This is a genomic window from Flexibacter flexilis DSM 6793 (genome assembly GCF_900112255.1).
Taxonomy (GTDB): domain Bacteria; phylum Bacteroidota; class Bacteroidia; order Cytophagales; family Flexibacteraceae; genus Flexibacter; species Flexibacter flexilis.
Window position 1 is genome coordinate 38,452 of the sequence record NZ_FOLE01000004.1, and the last position, 13,606, is coordinate 52,057.

Here is a 13,606-nt window from a genome sequence, read left to right on the forward strand (position 1 = left end):
ATGCGCTTCCGTAGCAGGCCACTTGATTTTATACAGAAGAAGGGAGAGAACAGGCTCTACGAACTTCTAGCAACCGCCCCAAAGGGAAAGGTGCTAACTCCTGCCTAAAAACATTTTAGGAACTATAAATTCATAGAAGGAAAAAATGGAAAGTTCAAACAACATTATCACAGCCATCAAAGATTTTACGCAAACGTCCAAAACGAATTCGGTTCGCTTCGGTACAACCCAAGTTATTTATTCAATGTCATTTCGTGGAATGCAACACTGTTGTTGTTGCTGTTGTTAACTCCAGCTATTAGGCTCGCAATTTCGTGTTTCTGATGGTTTTGGGCTGTTAGGCTTGTAGTGTATTCTTACCAACTACTCGGCTTTCATCTCATTGCTTCAATTTAAAGCATAGAAATTCCCAAACAGCTAACGGGTTTGCCGTACCCATTCTTTCCCAAACGGCTCCAAATCTTGTACCTTTTTCATTTCCAATTATACTTAACTAACTAACTGGCCTCTTCACAGGCCAGTTACCTTCCAATCAATTTAAAATCTTTTCAAAACCCAAATATTATCGTTATGTCAGCAACATTCAGATTCGAAACGCTCCAATTGCACGCAGGCCAAGAAGCCGACCCAACTACAGGTTCTCGCGCTGTGCCTATTTATCAAACTACTTCGTATGTGTTCAAAAATGCGGAACACGGTGCTAATTTGTTCGCACTCAAAGAGTTTGGCAATATTTATACGCGTATCATGAACCCGACAACTGATGTGTTTGAAAAGCGCATCGCGGCGTTGGAAGGTGGCGTGGCGGCTGTGGCAACGTCTTCGGGACAAGCGGCGCAGTTTTTGGCTCTGAATAACATTTTGCAGGCTGGCGACAACTTCGTAAGTACATCGTTTTTGTATGGCGGCACTTACAACCAATTCAAAGTAGCCTTCAAGCGTTTGGGCATTGAGGCGCGTTTTGCCGAAGGCGACAAAGCAGCCTCTTTTGAAAAACTCATTGACCAAAATACAAAAGCCTTGTATTTGGAAACTATTGGTAATCCTGAATTTAATATTCCTGATTTTGAGGCAATTGCAGCCGTAGCCAACAAATATGATTTGCCGCTTATCGTGGACAATACGTTTGGCGCAGGCGGCTATTTGTTCCAACCGCTCAAACATGGTGCGCACGTGGTCGTGGCTTCGGCTACCAAATGGATTGGCGGGCATGGAACAAGCATCGGCGGCGTAATCGTGGACGGTGGCAATTTCAACTGGGGCAATGGCAAATATCCGCAATTCACGGAGCCAGCCGAAGGTTATCACGGCCTTAAATTCTGGGACGTGTTCGGCACAGAAGGTCCATTCGGTAACATCGCGTTTGCGATTCGTGCACGTGTAGAAGGTTTGCGCGATTTTGGCCCAGCCATTAGCCCATTCAACTCGTTTTTGCTTTTGCAAGGCCTTGAAACCCTCTCACTTAGAGTACAACGCCACGTGGACAATGCCTTAGCTTTGGCGCAATGGCTCGAAAAACACGAAGACGTAGAATCGGTGAATTACCCAGGTTTGGAAAGCAGCAAATACAATGCTTTAGCTAAAAAATATTTGACAAACGGATACGGCGGCGTACTTTCTTTTGTGATAAAAGGTGGCCGCGAACAAGCCGAAAATTTCGTGAACAATCTCAAATTGGTAAGCCACTTGGCCAATGTGGGCGATGCAAAATCACTCATCATTCACCCAGCTTCTACCACCCACCAACAACTTTCGGACGAAGAGCAAATCAACGCAGGTGTAAACCCTGGTTTGTTGCGCGTGTCGGCGGGAATTGAGCATATAGACGACATCAAAGCAGACTTTGCACAGGCTTTCGCAGCGATTGCCGTAACTGCTTAAAAATATCGCAAAACGCTGAAATTTAGCGATTTGTATGTTTAGAATATGTGAGTAAAAACCATTAAACGAAAATCCGAACGTGTGATTTTCTTATAAAAATTTTATGGTGTTCTACGATGCCGAAAGGCTCGTTATTTGATGCAACAGGATTGACCGTTCTGTATTTAGGACTTGTTAATTTGTAATGTTGTTGCGTGTGCTTAACAGATATATTAGGTTATTACGGGTAAGGGCGAGTACATAAGCTCGCCTCCTACCTTTTTATCTGGAGAAACCTATAATTACTTTCTTTCAAAACAAAAATGTATTGCGTATGAATAGCAGGCAAGAATATACCTCTCGCGAGCCATTCGCTTTAGACTTGGGCGGCGAGCTGCCCGAAATAACGATAGCTTTTCACACCTACGGCCAACTCAACGAAGCTGCCGACAACGTGATTTGGGTCTGCCACGCCCTTACGGGCAACTCCGATGCCGCCGACTGGTGGGACGGACTCATTGGCGCAGGTAAACTGTTTGACCCAGAGCAACATTTTATCGTTTGTGCGAATGTCTTGGGTTCGTGTTATGGTTCTACGCAGCCGCTTTCTGTCAATCCACAATCGGGCAAGCCTTATTTTCATTCGTTCCCAGTGCTAAGCATCAGGGACATGGCGCAGGCGCACGAGCTTTTGCGTAAGCATTTGAATATCAAAAAAATAAATACGCTAATTGGTGGCTCTTTGGGCGGCCAACAGGCCTTAGAATGGGCGATTATTAACCCCAATATTTTCTCAAAAGTAGTCGTAACGGCGACTAATGCGGTGCATTCGGCTTGGGGCATTGCCTTTAACGAAGCACAGCGATTGGCCATCGAAGCGGATGCCACTTGGCAAACCGACAGCCCCGAAGCGGGTTTGGCTGGCCTGAAAGCAGCACGCGCAACCGCGATGCTTTCGTACAGAAATTACAGTTCGTATCAGAAAAACCAAACCGACGAAGATGCCGAATCAGCGATTCAAAACGGATTTAAAGCTGCTTCGTATCAGCGTTATCAGGCCGAAAAATTGGTGGCGCGTTTCAATGCTTATAGCTATTACAGACTCTCGCAAGCAATGGATTTGCACGACGTAGGGCGCGGACGTGGCGGCGTGGAAGTAGCTCTGGGACAAATTCGGGCGCATACGCTGGTGATTGGTATCAAATCCGATGTTCTTTTTCCTCCAAGCGAACAAAAACAAATTGCCCGCCACATTGCGCAAGGGCATTATGTGGAAATAGATTCGGCTTACGGACACGATGGTTTTTTGATTGAAAATGAAAAAATAACCGTTTGTGTGCGCGAGTTCGAACGGGAATTTGTAGCACCCCATTTACTTGAAAAACAGTGGGTTGCTTAATAAAACAGAAACAAGTTACTGAAAATTCAGTGTGTTTATATGGCCTCTGGCCTCATTGCTTCATATAAGTTTGATGTTTATTTGGATAATTGAAATTTATTAAAAAAGCGCAACCTCGATTGGTAAGGTTGCGCTTTTTTCTTTTCTCATTTTTCGGTTTTAAAGTGCTTGCACGAAAGCCACCGAAATTTGTAAATCGTCGTGCAAAATGCGGTCTGTTTCGATGAATGGCACGTGCTGGCGATAGCGTGCGAGCAAATCTTCCAACACTGGCGAAGTTTTGGCAGGAGCACGGAAAGCCATGGCTTGCGAAGCCGTGAGCAATTCCACCGCAAACAAACGTTCTACATTTTCCACGATGCGGTAGGTTTTGGTAGCGGCATTTGCGCCCATACTTACGTGGTCTTCTTGCCCGTTGGAGGAAACAATCGAATCCACCGAAGCAGGCGAACACAATTGTTTGTTTTGGCTCACAATGGAAGCGGCGGTATATTGCGGAATCATTAGGCCAGATTGCAAACCCGCATTCGCTACCAAGAAATCAGGCAAGCCGCGCAAACCCGAAATCAATTGATACACACGACGTTCGGAGATATTCCCCAATTCGGCCAAAGCGATTCCCAACAAATCGAAAGCCAAAGCCAGCGGCTGCCCATGAAAATTACCGCCCGACAAAATCACGTCGTCGTCGGGGAAAACGTTCGGGTTATCTGTTACGGAATTTATTTCTGTCAAAAAAACATTTTGCACGTACGTCAGCGCATCTCTGGACGCGCCATGTACTTGCGGCACGCATCTGAACGAATACGGGTCTTGTACGTGCGTTTTGGGGCGGCTAATTAGCTCGCTGCCTTGCAACAACTCCCGAAAATGCGCCGCTACGGCCACCTGTCCCGCATGTGGACGTATGGCATGGATTCGGGCATCAAATGGCTCTGGGCGACCATCGAAAGCCTCCAACGAAATCGCGGCAATTTGGTCGGCGTACTGCACGATGCGTTGCGCCTTCAGGATACACCAAGCACCATAAGCCGCCATAAATTGCGTACCATTGAGCAAGGCCAAGCCTTCTTTTGCCTGAAATGCAATTGGTTGCCAACCTTTTTCGGCCAACACGTCGGCGGCAGGGCGTTTTTGGCCATTGTGATACACTTCCCCCAAACCCAAAAGCGGCAAAGACAAATGCGCCAGCGGAGCTAAATCGCCCGACGCACCCAAAGAACCTTGCTGATACACCACAGGCGTAATGTGATGATTGTAAAAATCAATAAGTCGCTGTACCGTAACCACTTGTACCCCCGAATTGCCGTAAGCCAACGACTGAATTTTGAGTACAAGCATCAGGCGTACAACGTCTTGGGGCACTTCTGCGCCCATGCCGCAAGCGTGCGATTTGACGAGGTTAGTTTGAAGCGTCTGTAAGTCGGCAGGCGCAATACTGTGTTTGTACAGCGACCCAAAACCCGTATTGATACCGTACACGGGGTGAGCAGTATCTTGTACTTTCTGGTCTAAATAATCGCGGCAATGCTGGATTCGGGCAGCCACCGCCTCAGGCAAATGTAGCTGAAGGGAAGCATCGCGCCAAAGGGTGTCAAGTTGTTGAAAACTAAGATGTTCTAAGTCAATATGGTGCATAAATTGTGTTGTAATATTTGCTTTTGAGCTAAATTCTAAAAAATGAAGATGCAAAAAAAGCAGATTATTTTGAAAACAACCTGCTCTACAATTGATTATTGCTATTTTTTTGGGGGAATGCACCTTTACTTTTTTAATCTGTTACTTCCTTTTTACCAAAAACCGCCGCCCATATCAGATACAGGCGGCGGTTGGCGTTTTCTATAATTCGGGCAAATTACAAAGGAATATTGCCGTGTTTTTTGCGTGGAAGCGTAGCCGCTTTGTTTTCCAACATCTTGAAGGCACGCATCAATTTTTGGCGTGTTTCCGAAGGCTCGATTACCTCGTCCACGTAGCCTCTGTGCGCCGCACGATACGGGTTCGCAAACTTGCGTGTGTATTCGTCCACTTTCTCTTGCAATTTCGCTTCAGGGTCAGCCGCTTCCGCAATTTCGCGTTTGAAAATGATTTCCGCAGCACCTTTTGCACCCATTACCGCGATTTCAGCAGTTGGCCAAGCGTAGTTCATGTCTGCGCCGATGTGCTTAGAGTTCATCACGTCGTAAGCTCCGCCGTAGGCTTTGCGTGTGATAACGGTGATACGTGGTACGGTAGCTTCGCAGAACGCATACAAAAGTTTCGCGCCGTTGCTGATAATACCGTTCCATTCTTGGTCTGTACCTGGCAAGAAACCTGGCACGTCTTCCAACACCAACAAAGGCACATTAAAACTATCGCAGAAACGCACAAAACGTGCCGCTTTCGTGCTGGCGTTGATGTCCAACACACCCGCCAAAACAGCAGGTTGGTTGGCTACAATACCAATGCTACGGCCACCCAAACGCGCAAAACCAACTACGATGTTATCCGCAAAGTTTTTGTGCACCTCAAAGAACGAATTTTCGTCGATGATATGCTCAATCACGTCGCGCATATCGTAAGGCATATTGGGGTTTTCAGGAATAATTTTGTTCAATTCTGGACGAGCCTCGCCATTAGCTGGCGACTCGTATGGCAATTGAGGGGCTGTTTCTTCGCAGTTTTGCGGCACATAGCTCAACAATTGTTTGATGTAATTGATACATTCTACTTCGTTAGCGCAAGAAAAATGCGTAACACCGCTTTTGCTGCTGTGCGTAGAAGCACCGCCCAACTCTTCAGAAGTTACATCTTCATGCGTTACGGTTTTCACTACGTTTGGCCCTGTTACGAACATATACGAGGTATTTTCTACCATCATAATAAAGTCCGTGATGGCTGGCGAATATACCGCACCGCCTGCGCATGGCCCCATAATCGCCGAGATTTGAGGAATTACGCCCGAAGCCAATGTGTTTTTGTAGAAAATATCGGCATAACCCGCCAACGAAACCACACCTTCTTGGATACGTGCTCCGCCCGAATCGTTGAGGCCGATTACTGGCGCACCATTTTTCATGGCCAAATCCATGATTTTCACGATTTTCTCAGCGTGCGTTTCGGACAACGCGCCACCGAATACCGTAAAATCTTGAGAGAAAACATATACCAAACGGCCATTTACTGTACCGTAACCAGTTACTACACCATCGCCCAAATAATATTCTTTGTCAAGACCAAAATCTTTGCAACGGTGCATTACAAATTTACCTATCTCTTCAAAAGTACCTTCATCAAGCAAAAGGTCGATGCGCTCACGTGCCGAAAGTTTACCTTTTTTGTGTTGTGCATCAATACGTTTTTGGCCGCCGCCAAGTAACGCCTCGGCGTTCTTTTTTTTCAGAACATCCATTGGGCTTGTTACTTCTGTTGCGTTCTCTATCATCTTTTAATAGTTATGGGTTAAAAAAATAATGGTTGTTACTGATAATGAATCGGTTAAAATTTATGATGGCCTATTTGGTGTATTGGCTGTGTATTTGTAAAATCAAAAAAAGCAAATTTCCTCAAAATATCCTATACGTTTGCGCAAACGATGTCATAAAAAAAACGCTGCCGCCTTTTGAAGGGCAACAGCGTTCGTAAAATATGCTTATCGGCTTTTGAGTAATACGGCCAATTCTTTGGCAAAATAAGTAAGGATAATCTTTGCGCCTGCGCGTTTGATACTCAAAACCGACTCAAACATGGCGCGGTCATTGTCGAGCCAACCACGTTGGGCGGCGGCTTTGATCATGGCATATTCGCCACTCACATTATAGGCCGCAATCGGAATATTATAATTATCATTCAACAGTTTAATAATGTCCAGATACGCTAACGCAGGTTTTACCATCAGCATATCCGCGCCTTCCGCATAATCCAACTCCGCTTCTACGAGTGCCTCGCGCGAGTTGGCGGGATTCATTTGGTAGGTTTTTTTATCCCCAAAACGCGGCGCAGAATCCAGCGCATCACGGAACGGACCATAAAAAGCACTGGCATATTTGGCCGTGTACGACATAATGGCCACGTTGGTAAAGCCTTCGGCATCAAGCAACTGACGAATATAGCCGACGCGTCCGTCCATCATGTCCGAAGGGCCGATAATGTCCGCACCCGCGCGGGCTTGCGCCACGGCCATTTTACCCAAAATCTCTACGGAAATATCATTGACGATTTGGCCATTTTCTACAAAACCATCGTGCCCGTCCGAGCTGTACGGATCCATTGCCAAATCCGTCATCAGGCAAGCCTCTGGATATTTTTCTTTGATGCGTTGCAGCGTCTGCAAATATACACCATCGGGGTTGCTGCCTTCGGTGGCGTAACGGTCTTTGATGTCTTCGGAAAGGGCTGGAAACACGTCGAAAGTCGTAATTCCCAAATCCAAGCAGTAGCCAATTTCGTCCAAAAGTCGGTCGGCAGAATGGCGGTAAACACCTGGCATTGAGGCCACTTCTACGGCTTTATTTTTTCCTTCAATCAAAAAAACGGGGAGAATAAAGTCGCTTACTTGCAGATTAGTTTCTTCCACGAGACCACGTATAGCCGCCGATTGGCGATTCCGACGTGGACGGCGAATGTTAAGTTCCATGCTGTGTTATTTAAAATTTATTTAGACTTGATAATAAATGTAATCTTTCCCGTAGAAATAGGCGCAGGCGTTACGTTATCGCGCGTGCGGCTAAAGGTCAGATTTTCAACTTCTTTCTTATAGAGTTTCTCAACGGCAGGGCTTACCGTACTTTCCAACGTGGTTACGTTGATGATGGTGCCGCTGTCATCTACTTTTATCTCAAACACGATTTTTCCTTCCTCCGAAGACTTATCTTGTACGTTTGGCTTGTCGTCCCATGCCCAGCCCGTCATTTGCAAACTTGAGCCGCTACCGCCTTTGCCCGCTTTTCCGTACAAAGCTTTGGCATCAAGACTTCCGTTGGGGTCGCCTTGGTCGCCAACAGTACCAGGTTTGTCGCCGTTGTTGTTGCCTGGCGTTTGGTTGCTTTTGCCGTTGCGACCACCTGCACCATTTTCGTTGGTGATGCCTGCGCGCGCCGTTTCGGGTTTGCTTTCCTTTTTGGGCTTGGTTTCTTTCGGCTCTTCGGGCACGGCAATCGGGCTTTCTGGATTGTCGGTCGTGAGCGTTTTGTTATTGGCTTCTACGTTTTCGGCAGAAGTCTCTTCGCTGGGCGCAGTTTCGGTAGTTTGCTCCGTTTCGGGATTTCCCGCTATGGCATCTTCCGTAGAAGTGGCATCGCTGGGCGGCGCGGTGGTCTGCAAATCGCCGTAGCCCGCCTCGTCCAAACCAAAGTTCAGCTCTACGCCATAATCTGGCAAGGGCGGATCTGGCGGATACCATTTCCATACAAAAAAGCAACACAACAATAGTAAAATGTGTAAAGCCACCGTAATACTAAAGCTAATGGTTTTGTTACGTTTTTCTTCTGCGACTGTCATAGCAAATATTTTGGGTATCGTTGGCAAAACCTTCCGAAAAAGGCTTTGGATTAATCTTGTTTAGTGAAATACTTTATAAATAAACGTTTGGTAGCAAGCTAAATGTCTATGTGCGCACGACGATTTATTCATTCTGACAAAAATACAAAATAAGCCGTTTGCTTGCGCTATCGGCACAAATATAAGAGCCTTACCAAAATCACGCTTATTAAAATAAAGATTTTAGTGTTTGCGCCTCGCCCCTACCGCCGAGCAATTAACGAATATTCGGGGTTTTCAGTGTAGTTTTTTTGGTAAAATCTAAATAATGTATAGTTTTGCGCCTTGCAAATTATGAACAAGACTCAAAGACATACACGAATTGCAGTTTATGGGTTGCTCGCGCTACTGCTGTGGGCGGCTTCGCTTATGCGCTATTCGCATGGTGTGAGTACGGCCGCATATGTGGCCGAAAAGTCTGCTTCAAAGCAAAATCCTACCCAAAAATCCCACGAACAAACCATTGACGTTGCCACTTCGCATGAGGCCGTGATGAGTGTGTTGCAAGTGGATTTGTCGCAGGAATACACGATTGCTCAACCCGTATTTTATTGTTTGGCCAAGCCAGCCATTTTTACTTGTAAAAGTCTGTCGGCCAAACCGTTAAGTTCTTATTTCCGAAAACTTTTTGCCAACGCCATAGCCACCAACGCGCCATAGCTGCCCGCCAATCGTTTTTCTTCCCGAAAAATCACTATTGATAAAAATCTTACCGTACAGAAACACAGCTGCTTTTGTATAAAAAAGTGGCGTGTAGGCTGCACTGTTTCTTTAGTTTAATGTTTAATTCTTTTAATTTTTAACAACCAACCAATGCGTAACAAGAGTATCTTATTGACGCTGACGGCGATCGTGTCGTTATTGTGTCTGTATTATCTGTCGTTTACGTTTGTGGCACGTGGTATTGAAAGCGACGCGGTTTCTTTCGCCACCAGCACAGACGGAAAAGTAGATTTGCGCAAAAAGCAAGCCTACCTCGATTCGATGTGGACACAACCTGTGTTTTTGGGTCACACCTACAAACAAGTAAAAAACAATGAAGTAAAGTTGGGTCTTGACTTACAAGGCGGTATGCACGTAACCATGGAAGTTTCGGCTGCCGACGTAGTACGTGTATTGGGCAACAACAACCAATCAGCAGCTTTCCAAAAGGCTTTGGCTGAGGCAACTGCTGCCAATCGTGCCACTAACCAACCTTACATTGACGCTTTCGTGGCAGCTTTCCAAAAAGAAGCGGCTGGCGTGAAATTGGCTACTATTTTCGCCAACAAAAACAACCGTGACAAAATTACTTTCCAATCTTCGGACGAAGACGTGAAGAAATATTTGAGCACAGAACTTGAAAACACCATCGAACAATCTTTCAAAATCTTGCGTGCACGTATTGATGAGTTCGGTGTAACACAACCAAACATTCAACAATTGCAAGGTACAAACCGCATTCAGGTAGAACTTCCAGGTGTAGATAACCCTGAGCGTGTGCGTAAATTGTTGCAAAGCGTTGCTAAATTAGAATTTTATGAAGTATGGGAAGGCAATGAGTTTAACCAATACTTTGTTCAAATCAACGAACTATTAGTAAAAGAAGAAGAAGCTAAAAAATCAGGCGTTTCGGCTGCTCCTTTGGCTTTAGATACAAAATCTGATGCTGCCGCTACAACTGACACAACGGCTGCCGCTTCTTCAGATTCTGCTAAAAAAGATACCAACGATTTGGCTCAACAATTAGAAGGTAAAAAAGCCTCTAACGATACTGCTAAAAAAGCTGCTGGTGCTGATTCACTTAACACGAAGCAAAGCTCTGTATTGGAGCGTTTGTTCAGTGCTGGTGGCAAATACGGGGTGTTTGGTGCTTTGGTAAAAGACACAAGCAAAGTAAATCAATTGTTTGCACGTGCAGACGTACAAGCATTGTTGCCTTCGGACATGAAATTCCTTTGGGCTTCTAAACCAATCGGTGCAGACAATGAGCCTGTTCTTCAACTTTTCGCTATTAAGAAAAGCCGTGGCGGCAAAGCTCCTTTGGAAGGTGACGTAATCGTGGACGCGCGTCAAGATTTCGGTCAGACTGGCGAACCAGAAGTAACAATGCGTATGAACGCTACTGGTGCGAACAAATGGAAACGCCTAACTGGTGCTAACGTTGGCCGTCGTATCGCTATCGTGTTGGATAACTTGGTGTATTCTGCTCCAGTAGTTCAAAACGAAATCCCTGGCGGTAGCTCTTCTATCAATGGTAGCTTTACTATCGAAGAAGCAAAAGACTTAGCAAACACGCTGAAAGCTGGTAAAATGCCAGTTCCGACACGCATCGTAGAAGAAGCCGTAGTAGGGCCGACACTTGGTCAGGAATCTATCAACAAAGGTTTGCTTTCGATTTTTGCAGGTTTTGCCACTATCATTTTGTTCATGTTGGCTTATTACAGCAACTCTGGTGTTGCGGCTAACTTGGCTGTATTGCTCAACGTTTTCTTGATTTTGGGATTCTTGGTACCTGTTCATGGCGTACTTACGCTTCCAGGTATTGCGGGTATCGTGCTTACAATCGGTATGGCCGTAGATGCGAACGTACTGATTAACGAACGCGTAAAAGACGAACTTCGCACAGGTTTGTCTCTTTCGGAAGCGGTTTCGCAAGGTTACAAAGCGGCTTCGGTTTCGATTTGGGACGCCAACCTTACAACTTTGATTTCTGGTTTCGTATTGTTATTCTTTGGTAGTGGTCCAATAAAAGGCTTTGCTACAACGCTTATCATTGGTATTGGTACGTCGTTGTTCACCTCTATTTACATTACACGTATCATCACAGAATCTTGGTTGGCGCGTAACCCTAACTTCTCGTTTAGCACAGGATTCTCTAAAGATTTGTTCAAAGGAACAAACTTTGATTTTGTAGGTAAACGTAAATTGGCTTACATCGGCTCAACTATTTTCATTGGTTTGGGTATTGCTTCGATGGCGATTCGTGGCTTCAACTACGGTGTAGATTTCAAAGGCGGTTGGACTTATACAGTAGAATTTGCACAACCTTTGGGCACTACAGAAATCCGTGATGTGCTTACAGCTCCTTTGCAAGCAGCACCAGAAGTAAAAACTTATGGTGGCAGCAACAAAGTGCAAATCACAACTACCTATTTGATTGACGACCAAAACGAAGATGCCGCAGACAAAGTTCAGACTGCGCTTCGTTCAGGTTTGGACAAATTGCCAAATGCTAAATACGAAGTATTGAGTAGCTCAAAAGTAGGCCCTACGGTTGCCAACGACATCAAACGCGCTGCTTACATCGCTGTAATTATCTCAATGTTAGGTATTTTTGCTTACATCTGGGCACGTTTCAAGAAATGGGAATATGCAACAGGTACGATTGTGGCAGTTGTACACGATACTTTGTTTATTATGTCGGTTTACTCTTTGTTCAAAGACATTCTTCCATTCTCATTGGAAATTGACCAAAACTTCGTAGCGGCCATCTTGACAATCGTAGGTTATTCGGTAAACGATACGGTGGTAATTTTCGACCGTGTACGCGAGTTCTTCCGCGAAAGCGACATCGAAGAAGATACGGCTACGGTTGTAAACAAAGCCTTGAACGATACATTCTCACGTACCGTAATCACTGCAACAACCGTGTTGTTGGTGGTGCTTATCCTCTTGGTATTCGGTGGCGAGACGATTCGCGGCCTATCGTTTGCCTTGATGTTAGGTGTAATTACGGGTACATATTCTACTATCTACTTGGCTATTCCATTCGTAGTTGATGCCAAAAAAGGTAAAAGAGGACAAGGCGAAGAATAATATTCTTCTGCATTAAACATAAAAAATCCCTTGCTTGATTGAGTTCAGGCAAGGGATTTTTATTTGGCAAAAACCTACACTTAGTATTCTATCAATTTCAATACATCACAATATTAGCTTTAGAGAAAACTATTCTTCTCGGATAGAATAGTTGCGCAACATATTTTGGTGGGTTTTCCAGTCGGGCATAAACTGCGTCATCAGGGCATAGAATCTGGCATTGTGCGAAGCCTCCAGCAAATGCACCAACTCGTGTACCAACACGTATTCCAAACCCACAGGCGGCAGTTTGATAAGCTCTAAGTTGAGCCAAATACGGTGCGTGCGCGTATTGCAAGTGCCCCATTTGGTCTTCATTTGCTTGAATTGGAAAGATTCTACCTTTACACCAATTATTTTTTGCCATTTGGCGGCCATGTCGGGCAAGATTTGCGCGGCTTGCTTTTGATAAAAATGCTTGAGCAACAAAGCGCGGTCGTCGGGGGTGCTATTTTGTTTCTTAAAACACAAATACAAGCCGTCTTCGCGCAAAATGGCGGCGTTGACGGGCTGATTATTCAAGATTTTTAGCTCCACTTCCCTACCCCAAATCAAATGCTTTTCACCCGAAACAAATTCATAATTCACTAACGATTGGCGTTGCGCAAAACGTTCTTGGTGTTTGCGTATCCATGCTATTTTACTTTCGATAAAATTCATTACAACGGCTTCGGGCGTACGCATCGGAGCAGTAACACGCACTTGCCCGCGAGGTGCGCGCACCATCAGGCGAATGGTTTTTACGTTTTTGCGCAACAACTCTATTTCGATTCCACTTACAAGTAACTGCTTAGATATCTGGTCTTTCATTTTGCTATGATTTGCCAAAATTATTTCCACAAAAATAAAAAAGAAAAGACGCATTGAAATGCGTCTCTACCAACATTACATATTTATTCAAACAAAAAAGCGACGAGAGAATCTCACGCCGCTTTTTACTAAACACTACAAACACACTTAAATAATTACGAATAATTTTTTATACTGGAACTT

At 45.0% G+C, this 13,606-nt stretch carries 9 protein-coding genes and 1 riboswitch; of the genes, 4 read left to right on the forward strand and 5 right to left on the reverse strand.

The features are described 5' to 3' along the window. Positions 1-25: 25 nt before the first annotated feature. Positions 26-131: riboswitch (SAM riboswitch) on the forward strand. A gap of 439 nt (positions 132-570) precedes the next feature. Together BM090_RS07885 and metX are read left to right on the forward strand one after the other, a co-directional pair. Then, on the forward strand, positions 571-1,881 hold the full coding sequence (locus tag BM090_RS07885) for an O-acetylhomoserine aminocarboxypropyltransferase/cysteine synthase family protein (RefSeq protein WP_091510439.1): 1,311 nt from the start codon (positions 571-573) through the stop codon (positions 1,879-1,881). Positions 1,882-2,194: 313 nt separating this feature from the next. Next, positions 2,195-3,259 carry a homoserine O-acetyltransferase MetX gene (gene metX / locus BM090_RS07890; RefSeq protein WP_091510442.1) on the forward strand — a complete coding sequence of 355 codons (1,065 nt, stop codon included), beginning with the start codon at positions 2,195-2,197 and terminating at the stop codon, positions 3,257-3,259. A 159-nt stretch (positions 3,260-3,418) separates the two neighbouring features. On the opposite strand, the gene hutH is transcribed toward metX, so the two are convergent. The 4 genes from hutH to BM090_RS07910 all read right to left on the reverse strand — a co-directional run bounded on the left by hutH (position 3,419) and on the right by BM090_RS07910 (position 8,737). Further along, complete coding sequence (gene hutH, locus BM090_RS07895; protein ID WP_091511269.1) at positions 3,419-4,897, reverse strand: histidine ammonia-lyase; 1,479 nt, start codon at positions 4,895-4,897, stop codon at positions 3,419-3,421. Positions 4,898-5,114: 217 nt separating this feature from the next. Then, complete coding sequence (locus tag BM090_RS07900; protein WP_177199872.1) at positions 5,115-6,683, reverse strand: acyl-CoA carboxylase subunit beta; 1,569 nt, start codon at positions 6,681-6,683, stop codon at positions 5,115-5,117. A gap of 207 nt (positions 6,684-6,890) precedes the next feature. Next, positions 6,891-7,874, reverse strand: a complete 984-nt coding sequence (gene hemB / locus BM090_RS07905; RefSeq protein ID WP_091510444.1) for a porphobilinogen synthase — start codon at positions 7,872-7,874, stop codon at positions 6,891-6,893. 17 nt (positions 7,875-7,891) lie between these two features. Then, on the reverse strand, positions 7,892-8,737 hold the full coding sequence (locus BM090_RS07910) for a hypothetical protein (RefSeq protein WP_091510447.1): 846 nt from the start codon (positions 8,735-8,737) through the stop codon (positions 7,892-7,894). 333 nt (positions 8,738-9,070) lie between these two features. On the opposite strand from BM090_RS07910, the gene BM090_RS07915 reads away from it, so the two are divergent. Together BM090_RS07915 and secDF are read left to right on the forward strand one after the other, a co-directional pair. Further along, a complete protein-coding gene (locus BM090_RS07915) occupies positions 9,071-9,436 on the forward strand; it encodes a hypothetical protein (protein WP_091510451.1) in 366 nt (121 codons plus the stop codon). A gap of 153 nt (positions 9,437-9,589) precedes the next feature. Beyond that, positions 9,590-12,574: a protein translocase subunit SecDF gene (gene secDF, locus BM090_RS07920; protein WP_091510453.1), complete on the forward strand. Its 2,985-nt coding sequence runs from the start codon at positions 9,590-9,592 to the stop codon at positions 12,572-12,574. Between the two features lie 129 nt (positions 12,575-12,703). Here secDF and BM090_RS07925 read toward each other — a convergent pair whose 3' ends face one another. After that, a complete protein-coding gene (locus BM090_RS07925) occupies positions 12,704-13,423 on the reverse strand; it encodes a M48 family metallopeptidase (RefSeq protein WP_177199873.1) in 720 nt (239 codons plus the stop codon). Between the last annotated feature and the right edge of the window lie 183 nt (positions 13,424-13,606).